This is a genomic window from Kitasatospora sp. NPDC029312 (assembly GCF_055569215.1).
In genome coordinates this window covers 239,715-262,960 of the sequence record NZ_JBVHXY010000002.1, presented here as the reverse complement: position 1 = coordinate 262,960, position 23,246 = coordinate 239,715, and the positions used below count along the sequence as shown (strand labels likewise).

20 protein-coding genes are annotated in these 23,246 nt (G+C 73.8%); 7 read left to right on the top strand and 13 right to left on the bottom strand.

Translation table 11 applies throughout. The features are described from left to right. Nucleotides 1–521: 521 nt before the first annotated feature. On the top strand, nt 522–5,183 hold the full coding sequence (locus ACZ4WV_RS02695; RefSeq protein ID WP_465742044.1) for a hypothetical protein: 4,662 nt from the start codon (nt 522–524) through the stop codon (nt 5,181–5,183). A gap of 117 nt (nt 5,184–5,300) precedes the next feature. Then, complete coding sequence (locus ACZ4WV_RS02690; RefSeq protein WP_313765567.1) at nt 5,301–6,230, top strand: coiled-coil domain-containing protein; 930 nt, start codon at nt 5,301–5,303, stop codon at nt 6,228–6,230. A 118-nt stretch (nt 6,231–6,348) separates the two neighbouring features. On the opposite strand, the gene ACZ4WV_RS02685 is transcribed toward ACZ4WV_RS02690, so the two are convergent. Further along, a complete protein-coding gene (locus tag ACZ4WV_RS02685) occupies nt 6,349–6,660 on the bottom strand; it encodes a hypothetical protein (protein ID WP_350744290.1) in 312 nt (103 codons plus the stop codon). After that, complete coding sequence (locus ACZ4WV_RS02680) at nt 6,657–7,454, bottom strand: alpha/beta fold hydrolase (RefSeq protein ID WP_465742042.1); 798 nt, start codon at nt 7,452–7,454, stop codon at nt 6,657–6,659. The genes ACZ4WV_RS02685 and ACZ4WV_RS02680 overlap by 4 nt, the downstream gene beginning before the upstream one ends. A 170-nt stretch (nt 7,455–7,624) precedes the next feature. Between ACZ4WV_RS02680 and ACZ4WV_RS02675 the strand changes: the two genes are divergently transcribed. Together ACZ4WV_RS02675 and ACZ4WV_RS02670 are read left to right on the top strand one after the other, a co-directional pair. Then, nucleotides 7,625–8,629: an ABC transporter ATP-binding protein gene (locus ACZ4WV_RS02675; protein ID WP_465742040.1), complete on the top strand. Its 1,005-nt coding sequence runs from the start codon at nt 7,625–7,627 to the stop codon at nt 8,627–8,629. A gap of 1 nt (nt 8,630) precedes the next feature. Next, nucleotides 8,631–9,398, top strand: a complete 768-nt coding sequence (locus tag ACZ4WV_RS02670) for an ABC transporter permease (RefSeq protein ID WP_465742038.1) — start codon at nt 8,631–8,633, stop codon at nt 9,396–9,398. A 23-nt stretch (nt 9,399–9,421) separates the two neighbouring features. On the opposite strand, the gene ACZ4WV_RS02665 is transcribed toward ACZ4WV_RS02670, so the two are convergent. Beyond that, nucleotides 9,422–9,739, bottom strand: a complete 318-nt coding sequence (locus ACZ4WV_RS02665) for an ATP/GTP-binding protein (protein ID WP_465742036.1) — start codon at nt 9,737–9,739, stop codon at nt 9,422–9,424. A 392-nt stretch (nt 9,740–10,131) separates the two neighbouring features. Here ACZ4WV_RS02665 and ACZ4WV_RS02660 point away from each other — a divergent pair, with 392 nt between their 5' ends. Then, nucleotides 10,132–11,280 (top strand): LLM class flavin-dependent oxidoreductase, encoded by a 1,149-nt coding sequence (locus ACZ4WV_RS02660; protein ID WP_465742178.1) that lies wholly within the window; start codon nt 10,132–10,134, stop codon nt 11,278–11,280. 66 nt (nt 11,281–11,346) lie between these two features. Here the strand turns inward: ACZ4WV_RS02660 and ACZ4WV_RS02655 are convergent, their stop codons facing one another. Beyond that, entirely contained in the window at nt 11,347–11,739 is a 393-nt protein-coding gene (locus tag ACZ4WV_RS02655; protein ID WP_465742034.1) for an SCO5389 family protein, read from the bottom strand. Between the two features lie 489 nt (nt 11,740–12,228). Here ACZ4WV_RS02655 and nucS point away from each other — a divergent pair, with 489 nt between their 5' ends. Continuing rightward, the gene (gene nucS, locus ACZ4WV_RS02650) at nt 12,229–12,888 is read left to right on the top strand and encodes an endonuclease NucS (protein ID WP_030235828.1); all 660 of its coding nucleotides are present in this window, start codon (nt 12,229–12,231) and stop codon (nt 12,886–12,888) included. Nucleotides 12,889–12,891: 3 nt separating this feature from the next. Here nucS and ACZ4WV_RS02645 read toward each other — a convergent pair whose 3' ends face one another. From ACZ4WV_RS02645 to ACZ4WV_RS02625, 5 genes are all read right to left on the bottom strand, one after another. Then, entirely contained in the window at nt 12,892–15,192 is a 2,301-nt protein-coding gene (locus ACZ4WV_RS02645; protein ID WP_465742032.1) for an ATP-binding protein, read from the bottom strand. Nucleotides 15,193–15,346: 154 nt separating this feature from the next. Continuing rightward, nucleotides 15,347–15,664: an STAS domain-containing protein gene (locus ACZ4WV_RS02640; protein ID WP_350744295.1), complete on the bottom strand. Its 318-nt coding sequence runs from the start codon at nt 15,662–15,664 to the stop codon at nt 15,347–15,349. A gap of 378 nt (nt 15,665–16,042) precedes the next feature. Further along, complete coding sequence (locus ACZ4WV_RS02635) at nt 16,043–16,912, bottom strand: 3-hydroxyacyl-CoA dehydrogenase family protein (RefSeq protein ID WP_465742030.1); 870 nt, start codon at nt 16,910–16,912, stop codon at nt 16,043–16,045. Nucleotides 16,913–17,211: 299 nt separating this feature from the next. After that, complete coding sequence (locus tag ACZ4WV_RS02630) at nt 17,212–17,862, bottom strand: response regulator (RefSeq protein WP_465742028.1); 651 nt, start codon at nt 17,860–17,862, stop codon at nt 17,212–17,214. Next, the gene (locus ACZ4WV_RS02625; protein ID WP_465742026.1) at nt 17,859–19,061 is read right to left on the bottom strand and encodes a sensor histidine kinase; all 1,203 of its coding nucleotides are present in this window, start codon (nt 19,059–19,061) and stop codon (nt 17,859–17,861) included. Before ACZ4WV_RS02625 ends, ACZ4WV_RS02630 begins: the two co-directional genes overlap by 4 nt. 157 nt (nt 19,062–19,218) lie before the next feature. On the opposite strand from ACZ4WV_RS02625, the gene ACZ4WV_RS02620 reads away from it, so the two are divergent. After that, a complete protein-coding gene (locus ACZ4WV_RS02620) occupies nt 19,219–19,845 on the top strand; it encodes a hypothetical protein (RefSeq protein ID WP_465742024.1) in 627 nt (208 codons plus the stop codon). On the opposite strand, the gene ACZ4WV_RS02615 is transcribed toward ACZ4WV_RS02620, so the two are convergent. The 4 genes from ACZ4WV_RS02615 to atpD all read right to left on the bottom strand — a co-directional run bounded on the left by ACZ4WV_RS02615 (nt 19,842) and on the right by atpD (nt 23,245). Next, a complete protein-coding gene (locus tag ACZ4WV_RS02615) occupies nt 19,842–20,414 on the bottom strand; it encodes a cob(I)yrinic acid a,c-diamide adenosyltransferase (RefSeq protein ID WP_465742022.1) in 573 nt (190 codons plus the stop codon). The two genes, ACZ4WV_RS02620 and ACZ4WV_RS02615, sit on opposite strands and share 4 nt — an antisense overlap. Before the next feature lie 168 nt (nt 20,415–20,582). After that, nucleotides 20,583–21,083, bottom strand: a complete 501-nt coding sequence (locus ACZ4WV_RS02610; RefSeq protein ID WP_359899950.1) for a DUF2550 domain-containing protein — start codon at nt 21,081–21,083, stop codon at nt 20,583–20,585. A gap of 148 nt (nt 21,084–21,231) precedes the next feature. After that, entirely contained in the window at nt 21,232–21,615 is a 384-nt protein-coding gene (locus tag ACZ4WV_RS02605) for a F0F1 ATP synthase subunit epsilon (RefSeq protein ID WP_030282045.1), read from the bottom strand. Between the two features lie 184 nt (nt 21,616–21,799). Further along, the gene (gene atpD / locus ACZ4WV_RS02600) at nt 21,800–23,245 is read right to left on the bottom strand and encodes a F0F1 ATP synthase subunit beta (protein ID WP_465742020.1); all 1,446 of its coding nucleotides are present in this window, start codon (nt 23,243–23,245) and stop codon (nt 21,800–21,802) included. Between the last annotated feature and the right edge of the window lies 1 nt (nt 23,246).

Genomic DNA, 23,246 nt, shown 5'->3' with positions numbered 1-23,246 from the left:
TGAGGCAAAAACAGAGGAGGGAGAAAAGAAAGCGGGGCTGTTCGTTCGCCCCCCCCCCCCCCCCCCCCCCCCCCCGGCCCCGACCCTAGCGACCCGTCAGTAACGTGGTCCGGTAGCCGGAAAACCACCACGCGGCCATTCCCCCGCCCCGCGCTCCCACTACAATGCCCAGGTGCGCGAAGACTCCGGGGGACGGAGGCGACGGGCACGGCCGATGACAGGCCCGTCCGCCCTCCGGTGGTCGGCCCGTCGCAGGGGAGTCCAGTACGCGGGCACGGCTGAACAGTCGCAAGACGGATCTGTCACCATTCTCCACAGGCAAGAGTTCGCCCAGGAGTCCACCCGGACGGGGGAACGCGGCACCCCGCGCTCCCGCACCGACGGACTCCGACGACCGCGGCGGACGATCCCGGCTTGGCGGGGAGTCGTCCAGTGGCCACGGATGCAAGGACCAGTCGGACCGGGGCAGCCCTGGACCGGTCGGGTCGAGGACGCGACCAGGAGATGGATGGGACCGCGGAGTGCGGGGCAACGACCGCTACGAGGCTGACGATCACCTCTCCCAGTTCGAGGCCGAGATGGGTCGGACTCGAAAGGAGCGGGACAAGGCAGTCGAGCATGCCGAGGACCTCGCCTACCAGGTGGAGGTGCTCCGGGCCAAGCTGCACGAGTCCCGCCGCATGCTCGCCCAGCCGCGCGCCTTCGACGCCGTCTCCGGCCAGGCCGAGCAGATGCTCCGCACCGCCGAGATGCAGGCCCAGCAGCTGCGCGCCGACGCCGAGCGCCAGCTGCGCGACTCCCAGGCCGCGACCCAGCGGATCATGGCCGAGGCCGCCGAACGCACCGCCCGCCTGGAGGCCGAGCTCGCCGCCCGCCGCCGCCAGCTGGAGGAGGAGCTCGCCGAGCTGCGCCGCTCCGCCGAGCAGCACGTCAACGGCTGGGCCGAGCAGACCCGGGCCGGCTCCGAGCAGGAGGCCCAGCGCCTGCTCCAGGAGGCCCGCGCCGAGGCCGAGCGGATGGTCGCCGCCGCCCGCGCGGAGGCCGCCGCCCTCTCCGACCAGGCCCGCGCGCAGACCGCCGCCGATGTGGACGCCGCCCGCGGCGAGGCCCGGGCCGCCGCCGAGGCCGCCCTGCAGAGGGCCCAGACCGACGCCGAGCGCCTGCTGCGGGCCGCCTCCGAGCAGGCCCAGCAGGCCGGCGCCCAGGCCGCCGCCGACGTGGACGCCGCCCGCGGCCAGGCCCAGCAGGAGCTGGCCGCCGCGCACGCCGCCGCCGAGCAGCAGCTGGCCGTCGCCCACGCCGAGATCGGCCGGCTCAAGGAGCAGGCCGCCTCCGAGCAGATCCGCGCCGAGCAGCAGCTCGCCGCCGCGAAGGCCGAGATAGAGCGGCTGCGCGCCGAGGCGATCGCCGAGGCCGAGCGCACCCGCCGGGAGGCCGCCGAGCTGCGCGCCCAGGCCGAGCAGGCCGCGGAGCAGCTCCAGGCCGACGCCGAGGCCGCCGCCGAGCGCAAGGTCGCCGACGGCGAGGCCGCGAGCGAGCAGCGCTCGCAGACCGCCCGGGCCGAGGTCGCCCGGATGGTCGCCCAGGCCACCAACGAGGCCGCCGCGATCCGGGCCGAGGCCGAGGCGATCCGCGCCGAGGCCGCCACCAAGCAGGCCGAGGCGGACGCCGCCAGGGCCGCCGCCGCCGAGGAGAGCGAGCGGCTGCGGGCCACCGCCGAGTCCGTCGCCGCCGAACTCAAGGCCGAGGCCGAGGCCGCCATCGCCGAGCTGCGCGCCCGGGCCGAGCGGGACCTCGCCGAGCTGCGGGCGCAGGCCGAGGCCGAGGCCCGGCGACTGCGCAGCGAGGCCGAGGAGGAGGGCCGGGCGGCCGGCGCCAAGGACGCCACCGTCCACCTCGCCACCGCCGCCAAGACCGCCGAGGAGGTGCTCGGCAAGGCCAACCAGGACGCCGAGGCCGCTCGCAGCGAGGCCGCCGCCGAGGCCGAGCGGATCCGCGCCGAGGCCCGTGCCGAGGCGCAGCGGCTGCGCGAGCAGGCCCAGGCCGCCGTCGAACAGGCCCAGAACGCCGCCCTGGACGACGCCGCCGCGATCCGCGAGCGGATCGAGCAGATGCAGGACGAGGCGGCCCGGCTGCGCGCCGAGGCCGAGGAGCTGCGCGCCCAGGCCGCGGCCGAGGCCGACCGGGTGCGCGGCGAGGCCCGCCGCCAGGCGGTGCTGCAGATCGAGGAGTCGGCGAAGAACGCCGAGGAGCTGCTCACCAAGGCCAAGGCCGACGCGGACGAGCTGCGCGCCGGTGCCGCCGGGGAGATCGAGCGGCTGCGCGAGCAGGCCCAGGAACAGGCCGCCGAGACCCAGGGCCGGGCCGAGCAGACCCTGGCCCGGGCTCGCGCCGAGGCCGCGAAGATCACCGCCGCCGCCGAGCAGCAGAGCCAGGACGCCCTGGCCGCCGCCAAGGCCGCGGCCGCCGAGAACCGGGCCGCCGCCGAGCGCGAGACCGCCGAACTCCGGCGCGACGCCGTCGAGTTCGACCAGCGGGTGCGCACCGAGGCGGGTGCCGCCGCGGAGGCGCTGACCGCCGACGCCCTGGCCGAGGCGAACGCCGTGCGCGACGCCGCGGTCGCCGACGCCGAGCGGGTGCGCACCGAGGCCGACACCGAGGCCGCCCGCACCCGGGCCGAGGCCGAGGCCACCGCGAAGGCGCTGCGCGAGGAGAGCCTGCGCGAGCACGAGGCGGCCGCCGCCGGGCTGCAGCGCGAGCGCGAGGAGACCGCCGAGCAGCTGGCGGCCGCCCGCGCCGCACGGGAGCAGGCCGAGCTGGCCGCCGCCGAGCTGGCCGAACGCACCGCCGAGGAGAGCGCCGAGGTCCGCGCCGCCGCCGACCGGTACGCCGCTCAGCAGCGCGAGAGCGCCGACCGCGAGACCGCGGAGCTGCGCGCCCTCACCCAGCGGCAGACCGCCGAGCAGCGCGAGAGCGCCGAGGCCTACGCGGACCGGGTCCGCACCGAGGCGGAGCAGGCCGCCGCCGAGCTCACCGACCGCACCGCCGCCGAGACGACCGCGCAGCGCGAGGCCGCCGACCGGTACGCCGCCGAGCAGCGCGAGAGCGCCGACCACTACGCCGCCGCCCAGCGCGCCGAGGCCGAGCAGGCCGCCGACGAGCTGCGGGCCGAGGCCGAGCAGTACGCGACCGACCGCCACGCCGAGGCCGACGAGCTGCTGGAGCAGGCCCGGGCCGCCGCCGAGCAGCGCCGCGCCGAGGCCGCCGAGGACGCGAAGGCCACCCGGGAGAAGGCCGCCGCCGAGCTGGCGCTGGCCGCCGAGCAGGCCGAGACGGTACGGGCCGAGGCCGGCCGCGAGCTGTCCGAGGCCCGCGCGACCGCCGACGGCATCCGCGCCGAGGCGGCCGCCGTCCTGGAGCAGGCCAAGGCCGACGGCGAGGACGTGCTCGCCGCCGCCCGCGCCGAGGGCGCCGAGCTGGTCGCCGCCGCCGAGGACGAGGCCGCCGAGGTCCGCCAGTCGGTGGCCGGCCTGCACGAGGCCGCCGCCGACCAGATCGCCGCGCTGAAGGCCGCCGCCGAGCAGGAGGCCGCCGAGACCCGTGCCCTCGCCGAGCGCGAGAGCGCCGAACAGCGCGGAGCCGCCGAGGAGTACGCCACGGAGCAGCGCCAGCTGGCCGATGCCTACGCCGCCGAGCAGCGCGAGCTGGCCGAGCAGTACAGCGCCGAGCAGCGCGAGGCCGCCGACCGGTACAGCGCTGACCTGCGGGCCCGTACCGAGGCCGAGACCGCCGCCCTGCGCGAGCAGACCGAGCTGGAGCTCGCCGCCGAGCGCGAGGCCGCCGAGGCCGAGCTGGCCCGCCGGCGCGCCGAGGCCCAGGCCTACGACGAGCAGTTGCGCGCCGAGGCCGAGGCCGAGCTGCACGCCGCCCGGGAGGCCGCCGAGCAGCTGCGCGCCGACGCCGACGCGCAGGCCGCCCGGACGGTGGCCGAGGCCGAGGAGCTGGCCGCCGGGCTGCGCGCGGAGGCCGAGGAGTACGCCCTCGCCACCCGGTCGCTGGCCGACGAGTACGACAGCGCCACCCACGCCCGCGCCGACGCCTACGACGCGCAGACCCGGGAGGCCGCCGAGCAGTTCGACCGGGCCACCCGCGAGCAGGCCAAGTCCGTCCTGGAGAAGGCCTTCGCGGACGCCGAGGCGCTCGGCGAGGACGCCCAGACCACGGCGCTGGCCACCACCGCCGCCGCCGAGGAGCAGGCGGACGCGATGGTCGCCGCCGCCCGCAAGGAGGCCGACCGGCTGGTCGCGGCCGGCGAGGCGGCCGGGCAGGCGGAGGTCGAGAAGGGCCGCGCCGACGCGGACGCGCTGCTCGCCGAGGCCCGCCGGGACGCGACCGCCATCCGCGAGCGCGCGGAGGAGCTGCGCGAGCGCACCGACGCCGAGGTGGAGGCGCTGCACGAGCGCGCCCGCAAGGAGAACGCGGCGGCCATGAAGTCGGCCGGCGAGCGGGTGGACGCCCTGGTGACGGCCGCTCAGGAGCAGCTGACCGAGGCCGAGGAGCAGGCGGTGGCCACCGTCGCCGAGGCCGAGGACCGCGCCGCCGCCCTGATCGCGGCGGCCGAGGAGCGCGCGGGCGAGCTGACCTCGGAGGCCTCCGCGGAGGCCAGCAAGGTCCGACTGTCCGCCGTCCGCAAGGCCGAGGGCCTGCTCAAGGAGGCGGAGACCAAGCTCGCCACCTCCACCGACCGGGCCGAGTCGCTGGTCGAGAAGGCCGAGACCAAGCTGCGGTCGGCCGAGGCGGAGGCGGAGGAGCGGCTGGAGGTCGCGGCCGCCGAGGCGGAGAAGCGGCTGCGGGACGCCGAACGCACCGCCGACGAGCAGATCGAGCTGGCCAAGGCGGAGGCCGAGCGCCTGGTCGCCGAGGCGAAGGCCGAGGCCAAGCGGGTCACCGACGAGGGCCGGCGCGAGCTGGACGAACTGGTGCGCCGCCGCAAGGACATCAACACCGAGATCTCCAGGGTCCAGGACGTGCTGTCCGCGCTGGAGGCCTTCGAGGCACCGACACCGGTCGCCCAGACCAACGGGGGAAGCAGCAGCAAGAAGGACGGGGGTGCCAAGGCCGGTGCCGGAGTTGGCTCCCCCCGGTCGGGTGGCAATCGCTCCAAGAACGCACCACCCGATTGAGCGGACATTGGCGGTCATTGTCCGTGAGACAGCGCCACCTCGCCGTCGACACTCCGGTACCGTGTCAGGATTCCCTCAACCACCTCAGCGGTTTGACGACAGGAAGCCCAGAGTCCCATGAGCGACAGTCACTCCCCTCACGGCTTCGACCTGGTGCGCCGTGGGTACGAGCGCGCCCAGGTCGACGAGCGGATCACCAAGCTGGTGGCCGATCGTGACAGCGCACTGACCCGGATCAGCGCGCTGGAGAAGCGCATCGAGGAGCTCCACCTCGAGACCCAGACCGCCCAGGCGGCGGTCGCCGAGCAGGAGCCCTCCTACGCCGGTCTCGGAGCCCGGGTCGAGAAGATCCTGCGGCTCGCCGAGGAGGAGGCCAAGGACCTGCGCGACGAGGCCCACCGCGCCTCCGAGCAGCACCGCGAGCTGGCTGAGGCCGCCGCCCAGCAGGTCCGCACCGAGGCCGAGAACTACGCCAAGGACCGCAAGGCCAAGGCGGAGGACGAGGGCCTGCGGATCGTCGACAAGGCGAAGAGCGACGCGGCCCAGCTGCGCGCCGAGGCCAACAAGGACGCCCAGAACAAGCGCGAGGAGGCGGACGCCCTCTTCGAGGAGACCCGCACCAAGGCCGCCCAGGCCGCGCTGGAGTTCGAGACCAACCTCGCCAAGCGCCGCGAGCAGTCCGAGCGCGACCTGGCCGCCCGTCAGGCCAAGGCCGAGAAGCGCCTCGCCGAGATCGAGCACCGGGCCGAGCAGCTGCGCCTGGAGGCTGAGAAGCTGCGCACCGACGCCGAGCGCCGTGCCCGCCAGACCGTCGAGACGGCCCAGCGCCAGTCCGAGGACATCGTCGCGGACGCCAACGCCAAGGCCGACCGCATCCGCAGCGAGTCCGAGCGCGAGCTCGCGGCGCTGACCAACCGCCGCGACAGCATCAACGCCCAGCTGACCAACGTCCGCGAGATGCTGGCGACGCTGACCGGCGCGGCCGTGGCCGCCGCCTCGCTGCCGAACGACGACACCATGGGCGTGCCCGCCCAGCAGTCGCGCTGACGCCCGGCCGACGGGCGTCGGCGAGCACGGGCCGACACGCGCCGGCACCGGCGAGCACCGGCCGCCAGGACAGGCCCTCACCCTCTCGGGTGAGGGCCTGTCGGCTTTTCGCGCGTCACTACCTCGGGTAGGCCCCGTCGGGTCGCTGGTGCCCGCTGCTGAGCTGGTTGCCCTCGTCGTCCGAGACGGTGCCGAACCAGGAGGTGCACCACACCGACACCGAGTCGGGCCAGTACTGCACCTCGAACGGGTGTCCGGGACCGTAGTCGCCGTACGAGGTGACGATGAAGGTCTCCCCCGGGCGCAGCCAGTAGTCCTCGCCGAGCGGTTCCAGCGTCAGTTCGACCAGCCCCTCGCCCCGGTTCGTCACCGGCATCCGGCCGGTGACCTCCAGGGCGGAGAAGTCCCAGCCCGCCGCGTCCCGACTCATCCGGCGGCCACCCGGGCGAGCAGTCGGCGGACGGCGGCGTCGAAGGCCCCGGGTGCCTCCAGGGCGGTCAGGTGGCCCACCCCGGGCACGACGGTCAGCTCGGCGTCCGGGCGGGCCCGGAGCATCAGTTCGGTCTCCTCCGGGGGCGCCAGGGGGTCCTGGGCACCCGTGACGACGGAGACCGGCACCCGCACCCCGGCCAGGACGTCCAGCGCGTCGGGGCGGGCCGCCATGGCCCGCTGGGCCCAGGCGACGGAGGCGGGCGGCGCCGCGGCGACCATCTCCCGCACTCGCTGCGCCAGGTGCCGGGAGTCCGGCCCGAGCAGCCCGGCCGCGACGTCCTCGTCGAGCAGCAGTTGGACGCTGTCGCGGGCGGTGACGGCGGCGGCGATCCGCTCCCGGTGCGCCCGGGCGGCGTCGCTGTCGGCGGTGGCGCGGGTGCTGGCCAGCAGGAGGCCGGCCAGCCGGTGCGGGTGGCGGCGGGCGAAGGCCAGCGCCACGTAGCCGCCCATGGAGAGTCCGCCGACCACCGCGCGCTCGATCCCGGCCGCGTCCAGCAGCAGGGCGAGGTCGTCGGCGACCAGGTCCAGCGAGGGTTCGTCGGTGCCCAGTTCGGTGCCGCCGAAGCCCCGCTGGTCGGGGGCGAGCACCCGGGCCTCGTCGCCGTTCAGGCCGGGCAGCGCGTCCAGTTGGGCGGACCACATCGAGGCGTTCAACGGAAAGGCGTGCAACAGCACCAGGGGTGTTCCGGTACCGCTCTCGCGGACCGACACTACGGAGGGGAGCCCACTCACGCGCCCACCTCACTACGCCCGGCGTGGGCGCCCGCCCACGCGTACCCCTCGATGACTGGCCCGCTTCGCTCGCTCATGGGCCCCACCGTATTCCGGTGCGCCCGGCGGGCCCACTCAGCGGGCCGCGTTATCCGCTTTGTCCTAGCCTGACAAGGAGTAAGGGAGCGCGAATGATCGAGTTGCACGACCTGACAAAGCGTTACGGCAAGACGCTCGCGGTGGACCGGCTCAGCTTCCAGGTGCCCCGGGGGGTGGTCACCGGGTTCCTCGGCCCCAACGGCGCGGGCAAGTCCACCACCATGCGCATGATCCTCGACCTCGACCGCCCGACCGGCGGCCGGGTCACCATCGACGGAAAGCGCTACGGGCAGCTCAGCGAGCCCCTCAAGTACATCGGCGCGCTGCTGGAGGCCAAGGCCGTGCACCCCGGCCGCACCGCCCGCGACCACCTGCTCTGGCTCGCCCAGAGCAACCGGATCCCCGAGCGCCGGGTGGACGAGGTGCTCGCCCTCGTCGGCCTCACTCCCGTCGCCCGCAAGCGGGCGCGCGGCTTCTCGCTCGGCATGGGCCAGCGCCTGGGCATCGCCTCCGCCCTGCTCGGCGACCCGGAGATCGTTATGTTCGACGAGCCGGTCAACGGCCTGGACCCGGAGGGCATCCTCTGGATCCGCAACCTCATGAAGCGCCTGGCCGCCGAGGGCCGCACCGTCTTCGTCTCCTCCCACCTGATGAGCGAGATGGCCGTCACCGCCGACCGCCTGGTGGTCATCGGCCGGGGCCGGCTGCTCGCCGACCTGCCGATGCCGGAGTTCATCCGGCGCAACTCCCGCTCCGCCGTCCGGCTGCGCAGCCCGCAGCCCGAGCGCCTGCTCGACGTGCTGGCCGCGGCCGGCCTACGGCACGAGCCGGGCCCGGAGGGCTCCTACGAGGTGGTCGACGGCGACCTCGCCGCGCTCGGCGAGCTGGCCGCGGCGAACGGCCTGGTGCTGCACGAACTCAGCCCTCAGCAGGCCTCGTTGGAGGAGGCGTTCATGCAGATGACGGCGGACTCGGTGGAGTACCACGCGGGCGAGGGGCCGGGCCGGGACGCGGCCGGCGCCCCGGGCACGTGGGGTGCCGGGTGGAAGGCGACCGACGGCCGGCCGGCCGCCGCGGTGCGGCAGGAGGAGAACTGAGATGGCGTACTTCCCGGCGATCGTGCGCTCCGAGTGGACGAAGATCCGCAGCGTCCGCTCCACCGTCTGGACGCTCGCGCTGACCTTCGTGGTCACCGTGGGCATCGGCGCGCTGCTGTCCCTGCTCACCAACAACAACTTCACCGAGTTCCGGCGCCACGACCAGACCCCCTTCGACGCCACCGGCACGGCCTTCTCCGGCATCATGCTCGGCGAACTGGCCATCATCGTCTTCGGCGTGCTGGCGATCGGCAACGAGTACAGCAGCGGGATGATCCGGGTCACCCTGGCCGCCGTGCCCCAGCGCGCCACCCTGCTCACCGGCAAGGCGATGGTGCTCGGCGCGCTGGCCCTGGCCGTCTCGCTTCTGACGGCGTTCGTCACCTTCTTCGTCGGCCAGTCGCTGCTGGGCAGCCACTCCACCACCCTGGGCGAGCCGAACGTGCTGCGCGCGGTCTTCGGCGCGGCGCTGTACCTGACGATGCTCTGCCTGTTCTCGGCCGGCGTCACCGCCATGCTGCACAACCAGACGCTGGCCCTCGGCGTGCTGGTGCCGTTCTTCTTCCTGCTCTCGCCGATCCTCTCGGCGGTGCCGAAGGTCAAGACCCTGGCGCACTACTTCCCCGACTACGCGGGCTCGCGGATGCTGCTCGTGTACGAGCAGAACGGCCAGCCGTACGGGCCGTGGGCGGGCTTCGCGATCTGCCTGGCCTGGACCGTGGCCGCGCTGGTCGGCGGCGCACTGGTGCTCAAGAAGCGCGACGCGTAGGCCGGTCGGGAATCGGAGGGCGGTCAGTACCGCGGCGCGCCGCGGCCTCGCAGGAGGTTGGAGGCCCGGCGATCCCGGGCTCCCCAGCACGCGCGGTGCCAGTGCCGCCGGTCGTCCACCCCGGCGCCGTGCATCGGCCACGCCACCACGTGGCCCATCCCGGGCGGGATCTCCTGGTCGCAGCCCGGGCAGCGGTAGGAGCGCCCCGCGGTGCCCGCGACCGTCTGGACCACCCAGTCGTCGCCCTGGTAGTTCTCGGTTCGGCGCAGCGATCCGCCCAGCGGGGCGGCCGGCTCGGCGCCCTCGCGGGCGGCGCTCTTGATCCGGTTGCGGCGGGGCACGGCGGACTGCCTCTCTTCCGGGGGCTCGAAGTCGTTCCAGCCTACGGCCGGCCGACCACTGGGATGGCCTCTATCACGGCTCGGGCCGATGGTCCGGCGTTTTTGCCGAGATCCACCCGATCATCGAGCAGATTCAGGGTTCCGCGTGCCATTGGCACATGACATCGGATACCCACGAAGGGAACAGGCGGGGCTCGCAGACCCTGCGTGCACCCGAGGAGGCCCCCAGGATGACCAAGACCACCCCCCGCGCCGAGACCCGTCGGCCCGTCGGCGTCCGGCCGCCCGCCCCCGGTCCGGCGTTGGCCTCCGTGCCGCCGCTGACCGCCGTCACGGGCGAGCCGCTGACCGCCGCGCAGCGCGCCGGCGCGCTGCCGCCGGACACCGCCCCGGTGCGGGTCGGCGCGTTCCTGCTGTCCGCGCAGTTCCCGGGCCAGTCCCACGGCGAGGCGCTGGAGCGCACCGTCCGGGCCGCCGTCGAGGCCGAACGCGCGGGCCTGGACAGCGTCTGGCTGGCCGAGCACCACTTCGTCCCGTACGGGGTCTGCCCCGACGCCGCGACGCTGGCCGCGCTGCTGCTCGGCCGCACCCGCCGGATCGGCGTCGGCACCGCCGTCAGCGTGCTGTCCACCCGCCACCCGGTGGTGCTGGGCGAGCAGGCCGCGTTGCTGCACCTGACCTCCGGCGGACGCTTCACCCTCGGGGTCGGCCGCGGCGGGCCGTGGATCGACCTGGACGTGTTCGGCTGCGGCGTGGAGGCCTACGAGAACGGCTTCCCCGAGCGGCTGGACCTGCTGATGCGCTGGCTGCGCGGCTCCCGGGTCGGCGCGGACGGCCCCCAGTTCTCCTTCCCCGAGGTGCCGGTGGTGCCGCAGGCCACCGAGTCGCTGCGCCGCCCGGGCCTGGGCGGCTGGCTCGGCCTGGACGAGCCCTCCGGTCCGGTGCGCTTCCCGCGCCAGCGCCAGGACCCCGACGGGCTCGCCGAGGAACTCACCAGCGCCGGACGGCCAGTGGCCGGCCCGCCGGTGGTGGTCGCCTGCACCTCGCCGAACGGCGTGAAGCAGGCCGCCGAACGCGGCCTGCCGATGCTGCTCGGCATGCACTCGGGCGACGACGACAAGCTGCGGATGCTGGAGCTCTACCGGGCCGCCTGGCTGGCCGCCGGGCGCGGCGAGGAGCAGCTGCGCCGGATCAGCCGCCAGCACGTCGCCGCCGGGGTGGCCCAGGTCGACGACCGCGCCTCGGAGGCCCGCGCCACCCTGCTGGCCGCGATGCCCGCCTGGTTCGAGCACGGGCTGGGCGCGCACCGCACCGTGGACGGCCGGGAGCGGAAGATGCGCGACCCGCACCAGTACACCGAACTCCTCTGCGACCTGCACGCGGTGGGCACGCCGAGGCAGTGCGCCGACCGGCTGCTGGCCACCGCCGAGCGCACCGGCATCCGGCGGTTCGCCCTGCTCGCCGAGGGCAGCGGAGACCGCGAGACGACCTTGCACAACATCAGCCGGCTCGGCTCCGAGGTGCTGCCGCAGCTGAGTTGAGACCGCGGGCGTGGCCGCCGCCCCTCCCCCGCACCGGGGGGACGGCGGCGGCCGACACCGCCGGGCTCAGCAGTCCCGCAGTTCCGCGGACTGGTTGAGCAGTTGCTCCCGAACGGATGTGAAGCGGCCGTAACGCGCCTCGTTGGCCTCCGACGGCAGGAACACCGCCACCCGGTGGCAGTTCTGGAACGCCAGGCGCACCCCGAAGTGGCGCTGCAGGGCGCCCCGGATGGCATCGCTGGCCAGGGCGCGCAGCAGCTGGCCGCGGGCCTGCTCACTGGGCGGCGGCACCTGGTTGTCGGCGAAGTCGGTGCCGTCGACCTTCGCCTGGGCGACCAACGAGCTGATCAGGTCCCAGGCGTACGGCAGCGAGACGCGGACGCAGTCGACGAATTCCCGCTCGTCGACCTCGCCCCGCTCAGCCTTCTCCAGCAGGGCCGGTGAGACGTCGAGCGACATGGATTCTCCTCTCGCGGTCCACCCGCGCGGCACGCGGGTGGTCGTGCGTAGTCCAAGCTCACAAGTGAGGGTGGGCGAAAATCGCAGGGGTGTCCGGAACACAGGAACACGGTGGTACGGGGTTTCCGGCACCTTTGCGAAGGCGGGGGCGCCACGGGACGTGACGTCCCGGACACCGACCGCGTCAGAACAGCGTGGCAGTCAACGGCGGAGCGGGCTGGTCATTCCTGGGGATTACTCCGGAAATACGCCTTGGTGCACCAGATTGGCCGGATCCCGTCGGATCGTTCATCGGAACTCTCCATCCCCCGTTGACAGCGACCTCGCAGTCATGCCGTCACACACCGTAGCGGCCGGATGGCGTGGGCGCCAGAGCGCGACGGGCGGCAGCGGAATCGCCGAACCTCCATGTTCGCGGGGTTCGCGGTTTCTTCACCCGGTCGTCTCGGAATCGCATCAACTGGCCCCGGTGGGCTAGCGTGGTCGACCGTGCGTCTCGTAATTGCCCGCTGCTCAGTCGACTATGCCGGTCGGCTCTCCGCCCATCTGCCCTCCGCCACCAGGCTGATCCTGGTCAAGGCCGACGGCAGCGTCAGCATCCACGCCGACGACCGCGCCTACAAGCCGCTCAACTGGATGTCCCCGCCGTGTGCCCTCAAGGAGGCCGACGGGGTCTGGACGGTGGAGAACAAGGCCGGCGAGAAGCTCATCATCACCTTGGAGGAGGTGCTGCACGACTCCTCCCACGAGCTCGGGGTCGACCCGGGCCTGATCAAGGACGGCGTCGAGGCCCACCTGCAGGAGCTGCTCGCGGACCGGATGGAGGTGCTCGGCACCGGCTGGTCGCTGATCCGCCGCGAGTACCCGACCGCGATCGGCCCGGTCGACATCCTCTGCCGTGACGCCGACGGCGCCACAGTGGCCGTCGAGATCAAGCGCCGCGGCGAGATCGACGGCGTCGAGCAGCTCACCCGCTACCTCGAACTCCTCAATCGGGACCCGCTGTTGGCCCCGGTCAAGGGCGTCTTCGCCGCGCAGGAGATCAAGCCCCAGGCCCGCGTCCTGGCCACCGACCGCGGCATCGGCTGCGTGGTCCTCGACTACGACGAGCTGCGCGGCATCGACGACGACAAGCTCAAGCTGTTCTGATCCTCAGCTCGCGGACGAGGTCGCAGTGCCCGTCCCGGACGGCGCCGTCGGCGATGCGGGCGGCGTCGGCGACGGCGACGGCGACGGCGTGGTCGGGCTGGTCGCCGTCGCCGACGGGAGGCCCGGCGACGGCTGCGAGGGCTTCGGTCCCGGCTGGGGCGGCTGCGAGTGACCCGGCGGCTGCGACGGCTGCGGCTGCCCCGGTGCGGACGGCTGCGGCTGCTGCGGGGCGTCCGAGCCGGTGGCCGCGGGCGAGGAGCCGGTCCTCCTGGTCGGCGAGGCGCTCGCCGGGCGCGAGGCGCTGCCGCTGACCGTGGGCTCCGGGCTGACGCCCGTCCCCGCCGGGCCGTCCGGCTCGCCCTCGCCCGTACCGGCCGTCCCTGGACCGCTGTCGGCGGACGGCACGGGCCTCGGCGCGTTCCCGGTGTCACCGACGTCGTCCAGCCGGCCGTGCGGGTCGTTGCCCCGGTGCTCGTCGGGCCCGCTGATGCTCATCGCCACCGCCGTGCCCAGCATGCCGAAGGTGAGCACGGCGGCGGAGGCCACCACCACCCGGCGCCGCTTGCGGGCCCGGGCCTTCAGTCCGGCCGGCACCCGGGCGGCGATCTTGCGGATCACCGGCCCGCGGCCCGGCGACGCCGCCGCGACCGCGGCAGCGGGCAGCTGCCGGCCGTCGGCGCGCAGCAGGTCGAGCATCCGGCGCGCGGCGGCGACCCCGCGCTGCTCCCCGGCGGTGACCCGCAGGGTGAGCGCGGTCTCCAGTTCGGCGATCGCCCGGGACGGCTGCTGGACGCAGAACGCGTGCACGCCCGCCTCGTGGTGGAACCAGGCCTGGTCGACCGTCGCACCGGTGCGCCGGGCGGCCTCCAGCCCGAGCTGCAGCACCCGCTCCCAGGCGCCCCAGCGCAGCGACAGCGCGAGCGCGGGCGCCGCCGCCCTGGCCAGCCGGACCACCGCCTCGTGCCGCCCGGCGGCCCGGTCGGCCAGCAGGACGCCGACGATGACCTCGGCCTCGGCGGCGATCTGCTCCAGCGTCACCGAACTGTGCCCGACCCACCAGGCGAAGTGCTGGGCGGCGCCGTCCACGCAGCCGCGGGCCGGCCAGTGCGGGACGAGCAGTTCCAACGCCCCGGCGGTCAGCCGGTGGTGCCCGCCGATGGACACCGCCAGTCCGGCGTCGGCGAGTTCGGCCAGCGCGCTCTCGCCGTGGCCGACGTCGATCAGCGCGGGCAGGTGCGGCGCGGTGGGGCACTCGCCGCCGAGCGCGACGGCGAGCCGCAGCACGGCCTGCGCCGGCTCGCTCAGCCCCTCGGCGAGCCGGACGGCGGGTGAGGCGGTCTCGGCGACCGAGGGCAGCGGGACGGTGCGGCGCAGCGCGTCCTCGCGCACCGCCGGGTCGGGGTCGCGGGAGGGCTCGTCGAGCGCCCCGAAGACGTCCAGCCGGTCCTCCTCGGCGGCGACCAGCGCGTCCACCGCGACGTCCCGCTGGCGCAGCAGCGCGGCGGCCTGGACGAAGCGCAGCGGCAGTCCCTCGGACTCGAACCAGAGGTCGACCGCCCAGGCCTTCTCGGCCGCGTCCAGGGGCCGTCCGGCCAGCCGGGCGGCGAGGGTGAGGCAGGCGGAGCGGGAGAGCCCGGCCACGGGGTGGTCCTGCAGCCGGGAGCCGGCGGGCAGCGGCGGGCTGTCGGGGGCGGCCGAGATCAGGAAGGCGCAGCCGGGGGCGGCGGCGAGCAGGTCCTCCAGCTCGGTGCCGGCCGGCTCGGCCCCGTCGATCACGACGACGGCGCCGATCCCGGCGAGGTGGGCGGCCAGCTGACCGGGGTCGGGCCGGTAGCCGGGGGCGTGGTGGGTGGCCGCGAAGAGGTCCTGGAGCAGGTCGGCGGCGGTGCGGCGGTGTCCGCAGAGCTGGACGACGCCGCCGGGGGCGAGGTCGGCCGCGGCCTCGGCGACGGCCGACAGCAGGGTGCTGCGGCCCGAGCCGGCCTGGCCGACCAGGCGTATGGACCGGCCCTCGGCGAGCAGGCCGAGCAGTTCGGCGATGTCGGCCTCGCGGTCGAGCAGCGGCAGGTCGGTGGGCCCGGCACCGAGGGCGAGCGGGCCGACGGCACGGCCGACGCCGCCGACCGGGCCGCGGGCGGGTTCGCTGCGTTCGAGCCGGCGCGGGCGGGGGCGCCACTCCTCCGGGCAGGGCCGGGCCTCGGAGCCGTCCGGGGCTCCGACACCGACCAGCAGGCCGCCGGAGACCAGTTCCCCGCCGCGGGTGCGGACGGCCTCCTGCCGGAACTCCCCGGTTGGCTGTGCCACGTTCTGCTCCGCATCGTGCTCGGCCGCCGGCGCCCCGCGCCGGGCGGCACACGTCTCGGTCGCGGCCGCGGGCGGGCCCCGGGCGGCCGTCTTCTGACGGGCAGACTCTCGCACATCCCGGGCCGCCCGTGCAGCGCGGTCCGGTCGGGCGAGGTCAGAGCACGTGCGCCTCGGCGATGCCGCCGTCGACCGCCAGGATGCGGTGCAGCTTGGTGGCCACCAGCAGCCGCTGGAGCTGTGCGGGCACGGAGCGCAGGACGAGCCGGCGGCCGATCCGGCCGGCCCGCCGGTGGGTGCCCATGATCACGCCGAGGCCGGTGGCGTCCCAGAACTCCAGGCGGGCGAGGTCCAGCACGAGGTCGCCGAGTCCGCCGTCCACGGCCTGGTGCAGCAGGGCCCGCGCGTCGGCGGCGGTGCGCACGTCGAGGCGGCCTTCGATGGCCAGCGCCGTGTGGTCGCCGGTGATGCGCATGCTCTCCTCCTTCGCCTCGGTGGCCTGGTCGGGGTGGTCCGCCCCGGCCGCACGGACTCGGGGGCGGGTGGGCCCGGATCGGGGTGGGATCGCCGGGCGGAACGCCTGTGACGGCTCGGTCCGCACCCGGCCCCGGTCGGAATGCCGGGTTCCCTCATCTGACGGTGGAGCAGTGCCGCAGGTTGCTGTTTCCGCCCTGATCTGAAGCAACTTCACTCGTCCGAGGGAATATACGCAGGAACTCTCCACACCTACGCTCGATTACCGCCCAAATCACCCGTCTGCGGCACCCGGCGTGAGGAAACTCACCCGCCCCGGCGCGGCGGGCCGTGCAGTGCCCCGATCGCACGGCCCACCAGGGCGTTCAGCGCCGTGCGCTCACTTGCCCTCGTACGGGTAGAAGCCGCGGCCGCTCTTGCGGCCGAGGTCCCCGGCGGTGACCATGCGGGCCATGATCTCCGGGGCGGCGAACTTCTCGTCCTGGGTCTCGGTGTAGATGTTGCGGGCCGCGTGCAGCAGGATGTCCACGCCGGTCAGGTCGGCGGTCTGCAGCGGGCCCATCGCGTGGCCGAAGCCCAGCCGGCAGGCGGTGTCGATGTCCTCGGCGGTGGCCACGCCCGACTCGTACAGCCTGGCGGCCTCGACGACCAGCGCGGTGATCAGACGGGTGGTGATGAAGCCGGCCACGTCGCGGTTGACCACCACGACCTCCTTGCCGACGCCCTCGGCGTAGGCGCGGGCGGTGGCCAGCGTCTCGTCGCTGGTCTTGTAGCCGCGGACCAGCTCGACCAGCTTCATCATCGGGACCGGCGAGAAGAAGTGCACGCCGACGACCGACTCCGGGCGCTGGGTGGCGGCGGCGATCCGGGTGATCGGGATGGCGGAGGTGTTGGAGGCCAGTACGGCGCCGTCCTTGGCGAGCTTGTCCAGCTCGCGGAAGACGCCCTCCTTGACGTCCAGCTGCTCGAACACGGCCTCGACCACGATGTCGGCCTCGGCGACGGCGCCCAGGTCCGTGGTGGTGGTGATCCGGCCCAGCGCGGCCTCGGCGTCCTCGGCGCTCAGCTTGCCCTTGGCGACGAACTTGTCGTACGAGGCGCGGATGCCCGCGAGGCCGCGCTGCAGCGCCTCCTCGGTGACGTCCCGCAGCACCACCGGGTGACCGGCCTGCGCGGACACCTGGGCGATGCCGGCACCCATCAGGCCGGCACCGATCACGGCGATCTGCTTGCTGGACGCATTGCTCATGGCTGGGTCTCCCGGATGCCGTCGCCGCCCCGAGGGCGGCCCCTGAAGGCGGCTCAGGGCAGGATTGCCGCCGGAGAGCCGCGTCGCTCAATTCCGGGACTCTAGTGCCCGGATCCCCCGGGCAGTAGCAATCGGGAGTGTGATCTGCAACCGACCTGGTCAGCCGCTCAGGACGCCGGTCGGACGGTCCCACGGCCTTACGGTCACACGGCCGTACGGGCATACGGGCATACGGGCATACGGTCTTACAGCCCTACGGTGTCACGGCTTTGCGGTGTCACGGCCCTACGGTCTTGTGGTCAGATGCTCAGACCGAGGTCCTGGGCCAGGATCGCCGCCTGCACCCGGCTGCGCAGCCGCAGCTTCGCCAGGATCCGGCTGACGTGGGTCTTGGTGGTCGCCTCCGCCATCTCCAGCCGGCGCGCGATCTCCCCGTTGGACAGCCCCGCCCCGATGCAGGCCAGTACCTCCCGCTCGCGGGCGGTCAGCCCGGCCACCGCCTCCTTCGCCTCCGGCCCGACCCGCCGCTCCGGGCGGGCGAAGACGCCGATCAGCCGCCTGGTCACCGAGGGCGCCAGCATGCCGTCCCCGCGCGCCACCGTGCGGATGCCCTCGATCAGGGTCTCCGCCTCCAGGTCCTTGAGCAGGAACCCGGCCGCGCCGGCCCGCAACGCGCCGTAGACGTACTCGTCCAGGTCGAAGGTGGTCAGCACGAGCACCTGGGCGGCCCCGGCGGCGACCACCTGGCGGGTCGCCGAGACGCCGTCCAGGCGGGGCATCTGCACGTCCATCAGCACCACGTCCGGCCGCAGCTCCAGCGCCAGCCGGACGGCCTCCTCGCCGTCGGCAGCCTGTCCGACCACCTCGAACCCGGGCTCGGCCCGCAGGATCATCACCAGCGCGGTCCGTACCGCCGCCTGGTCCTCGGCCACCAGCACCCGGATCGTCATGCCCGTCCCCCGTTCTCCCGGTCATGCGGCAGCACCGCGCGCACGCTCCACCTGCCGTCCTGCGGCCCGGCCTCGAAACTGCCGCCGAGCAGCCCGGCCCGCTCTCCCATGCCCACCAGTCCGGCCCGGGCGCCGGGCAGTTCGCGCCCCGGCTCGCCCCGGTACGGGCTGTCGACCGCGATCCGCAGCTGGTCGGGCCCGAACTCCAGCCGCAGGGTGACCAGTCCGGGCCCGGCGTGCTTGAGCGCGTTGGTCAGCGACTCCTGCACGATCCGGTACGCGGCCAGCCCGACCGGCACCGGCACCTCGCCGCGCTCGCCGTCCTCGGTCAGCTCGAACTCCAGGCCGACGCCCTGCCCCGCCGCCCGGGCCTTCGCCAACAGGGCGTCCACCGCGGCCAGGTCGGGTGCCGCGTAGGACGCGTCGGCCTCTCCGCCGCCGCTGTCCCGGAGCAGTCCGATCATGCGACGCATTTCGGCCAATCCCTGGACGCTGTTCTCCCGGATCACCGCCAGCACCTCGACCAGCGGATCGTCCTCGGCCAGCCGCCGCCGCTTCGCCACCGACTGCGCACCGGTGGCGTGGATCGCGATCGCCGACAGGTGGTTGGCCACCACGTCGTGCAACTCCCTTGCCATCCGGGCCCGTTCGGCGACGACCGCCTCGCGTCGGTCCATCTCCGAGAGCAGTGCGGTCTGTTCGGCCCGCAGCCGTTCGGTCTCCGCCTCCTGCCGGTGCTTGCGCACCACGTCCCCGGTCCACACCGGCGCCAGGAACACCAGCGAGCTGACCACCACGATCAACAGCCCCGCCGAGGTCCCGGCCGTGTACCAGGCCAGGCTGGAGAGCACCAACACCGTCGAGCCGCCGGTCAGGTGCAGCACCCGCGACATCCGGGGCGTGCCGTAGATCACCGCCGCGTACAGCAGATCGGTGTACATGATCATGGTCGCCAGCAGACTGCCGGCGAACAGGCTTCCCGCGAACGCCAGCCCGCCGAGCGTCACCGTGAGCACCGGCCGGGTGCGCCGGAGCAGTTCCAGCCCCGCCATCACCAGCAGCGGCAGCACGACGGACCACAGCGGCAGCCGGTCGGCGCGGTCGTACACCTTGAAGACGATCAGCACCGCGCCGCCGAGCAGCCCGGCCAGGGCGATCAGCCGGTCCAGCCGGCGCGGGGAGAGGGACGGTACGAGCACGGACCCATCTCACCATCCCCGGGCCCCACCCCGGCTCCGGTCCACGGAGGAGGCGGCTACATCGAAAGATGCAGGTGCGGTCGGCACCGGGCGACGACGACACCGCCGCACCCGCACAGCAGGCTGGTGGCACCGCCGAAACGTCCGGGAGCAGAACGTGATCGTCACCCTCATCGTCGCGGCCGAGATCTCCTGGTGGATCGTGCTCGGTCTCGCGCTCTCCGCCCGCTACCTGCTGCGGCGGCGCCGCGCCAGCACCGCGCTGCTGATCAGCCTGCCGGTGGTGGACCTCGCCCTGTACGCCCTCACCGTGCTGAACCTGCGCGGCGGCGCCGAGGCGAGCTGGATGCACGCCCTCGCCGCGAGCTACGCCGGCTTCTCCGTCGGCTACGGGCCCTCGCTGGTCGCCTGGGCCGACCGGCACTTCCTGTACCGCTTCGCCGGCGGCCCCAAGCCGCTGCCCTCGCCCAAGTACGGCCCGGAGCGGACGAGGTACGAGTGGCGGATCGCGGGCCGCACCGTCGTCTCCGCCGCGATCACCCTGGCCCTGATCACCCTGCTCGTCCCGCTCTCGGCCGGCTCGGCCCACTTCGGCACCTTCGCCCAGTGGTACTGGCGGCTGAGCATCGCGGCCGTCGTCAACGTGGTCGTGGCCGGCTGCTTCTCGATCTGGCCCAAGGAGCCGCCGGCCGGTGTGCGGGTCGAGGACGGCCGGGTGGTGGAGCCCACCCCGGCCGAGCGGGTCGGACCGGACGCGAAGTCCTGTCCGAACCCGAAATCCTAGCGGTTCTCCCCCGGCACCCACAGCACGTCGCCGCGCTCCTTGTTGGCCACCCGGGCCAGGATGAAGAGCAGGTCGGACAGCCGGTTGAGGTACTTCGCGGTCAGCGGGTTGACGCTGTCCCCGTACTCCGCGATCGCCGCCCAGGTGGAGCGCTCGGCGCGCCGCACCACCGTGCAGGCCAGGTGCAGGTGGGCCGCTCCGGGCGTGCCGCCGGGCAGGATGAAGCTGCGCAGCTTCTCGACCTGCGCCAGGTAGTGGTCGCAGTCCGCCTCCAGGCGGTCGATGTAGGACTGCATCACCCGCAGCGGCGGGTACTTCGGGTCCTCGACCACCGGGGTGGACAGGTCCGCGCCGACGTCGAACAGGTCGTTCTGGACCCGGGTGAGCACGGCCACCACGTCCTCGGCCAGCGAGCCGGCGGCCACCGCCACCCCGATCGCCGCGTTCGCCTCGTTGGCGTCGGCGTACGCCGCCAGCCGCGGGTCGGTCTTGGTGGTCCGGCTCATGTCGCCGAGCGCGGTGGTGCCGTCGTCCCCGGTGCGGGTGTAGATGCGCGTCAGATTGACCATGCGGCCAGCCTAGCCGCCGGTGTTAGGCGGCGTTAACCCCCGGCGCCGAGCCCGCCGTCCACGGGCGGCGGCCACGGCACAGGCGACGTTGACCCTCCCCGCCGCTACGCGACGCTGACCCTCCCCCAGCCTCCGGCCGGGGGCACCCCCACCCCGAGAGTCTCGCCGCTACGCGACGTTGACTCTCTGCCCGGGCGGGGCCGCCTCCAGCCAGGCCAGGAAGCCGGTGAGGGCGTCCTCGCTCATCGCCAGCTCCAGCGGCGATCCGTTGTGCAGGCAGCGCAGCACCACCGAGCCGGAGAGCAGCGCCAGTTCCTCCTGGCCCTCCGGGTAGCGCCGGCCGAGCACTTCGATCTCCCGGCGGGGCAGCACCTTGCGCGGGCGCGGGGCGTACGAGAAGACCCGGAACCACTCGATCGAGTCGCCGCTGTAGCGGCCGATACCAAAAACCCACCCCTTGCCGTCGGTCGGGGGGACCGGGGCGGAGGTGGGCTTGCCGTTCTCGTCGAGGTCGGGCTGCGTCGAGGCGTCGGCGGGCATTTTGAGCCGGTAACTGCAGTCGAACGTGCCGCCGACCCGCTGGATCAGGCGGCGGCGCACGGCGAAGGCCATCAGGCCGATCACTCCCAGCGCCACGACCGCCGCACACACCACAAGCGCGAGGACCATGCTCACCTACCTCCTCGCTACCCGCGTTCCCCGTTACGGTCGTATGAAGCGACCGCGCTGACCTACCAACTACGACGACAGTCCCGGGGTCACGCTCGCGCGTCCCCGGGACCGTCGGTCGACCCCGCTAAGCCGGGGTCCGGCGCACTCAGGCGTGGGCCTTGAGGCCGCGCGCCGCGAACAGACGGACCTCGGCGCGACGCTCGGCGTGCGCGTCCAGGTCCGACTTGGCCTGCTCCAGCGCGCGCTCGGCACGCGCGACGTCGATCTCGTCCGCCAGCTCGGCGATCTCCGCGAGCAGAGACAGCTTGTTGTCGGCGAAGGAGATGAAGCCGCCGTGCACTGCGGCGATGACGGTCCCGCCATCCACCGTGCGGATGGTGACCGGGCCGGTCTCCAGCACGCTCAGCACCGGGGTGTGGCCCGGCATGATGCCGGTGTCACCGGAGGCCGTACGGGCGACGACGATGGTGGCCGCACCGGACCACACCTTGCGGTCGGCTGCGACCAGCTCGACGTGCAGCTCAGCCAACGTGGGCTCCTAGGCTCATGCAACCCCCGATTACTCGGGAGTTTCGGTAAGAATAACGGCCCCGCGCCCCCGGCATGAAACCGGCGGCACGGATTTGACCGGAATCACAGCCGATGCGCCGTGAGGGGTGGTCCCCAGGCTCGGGGGCCACCCCTCACGGTCACTCAGCTGCTACCGGCCGCGCTTACTTCTTCGCCAGCTCGGCGGCGTTCTTCTCGAGGTCCTCGATGCCACCGCACATGAAGAAGGCCTGCTCCGGGACGGAGTCGTACTTGCCGTCCGCGATCGCGTTGAAGGCCTCGATGGTCTCCGACAGCGGCACGGTCGAGCCCTCGACACCGGTGAACTGCTTCGCCACGTAGGTGTTCTGCGAGAGGAAGCGCTCGATGCGACGGGCACGGTGGACCGTGATCTTGTCCTCTTCGGACAGCTCGTCCATGCCGAGGATGGCGATGATGTCCTGGAGGTCCTTGTACTTCTGCAGGATCCCCTTGACGCGGACGGCCGTCTCGTAGTGGTTCTGCGCGATGTACCGCGGGTCGAGGATGCGGGACGTGGAGTCCAGCGGGTCGACGGCCGGGTAGATGCCCTTCTCCGAGATCGGACGCGACAGAACGGTGGTCGCGTCCAGGTGGGCGAAGGTGGTGGCCGGGGCCGGGTCGGTCAGGTCGTCCGCGGGGACGTAGATCGCCTGCATCGAGGTGATCGAGTGACCGCGGGTCGAGGTGATGCGCTCCTGGAGGAGGCCCATCTCGTCGGCCAGGTTCGGCTGGTAGCCCACCGCGGAGGGCATGCGGCCGAGCAGGGTCGACACCTCGGAACCGGCCTGGGTGAACCGGAAGATGTTGTCGATGAAGAGCAGCACGTCCTGCTTCTGCACATCGCGGAAGTACTCCGCCATGGTCAGGGCGGACAGGGCGACGCGCAGACGGGTGCCCGGCGGCTCGTCCATCTGGCCGAAGACCAGCGCGGTCTTGTCCAGAACGCCCGAGTCGACCATCTCGTCGATCAGGTCGTTGCCCTCACGGGTGCGCTCGCCGACGCCGGCGAACACCGACACACCACCGAAGTTCTCGGCGACGCGGTAGATCATCTCCTGGATCAGAACGGTCTTGCCGACACCGGCACCACCGAACAGACCGATCTTGCCACCCTGCACGTACGGGGTGAGGAGGTCGATGACCTTGATGCCGGTCTCGAACATCTCGGTCTTCGACTCGAGCTCCGAGAAGTTCGGGGCCTTGCGGTGGATCGGCCAGCGGACCGACACCTGGGACTCGAACTCGGCCTTGTCGACGTTCAGCACCTCACCGAGGGCGTTGAACACCTTGCCCTTGGTGATGTCGCCGACCGGCACCGAGATGGCGGCACCGGTGTCGAAGACCTGCGAACCGCGGACCAGGCCGTCGGTCGGCTGCATCGAGATGCCGCGCACCAGGCCGTCGCCGAGGTGCTGGGCGACCTCGAGGGTCAGGGTCTTCTTGCCCGTGCCGTCCGGGTTGTCCACCTCGACGTGCAGGGCGTTGAACATCTCCGGGATGGCGTCGACGGGGAACTCCACGTCGACGACCGGGCCGATGACCCGCGCGACGCGGCCCGTCGCCGTGGTCGGCTCAACAGTGGTGGTCATA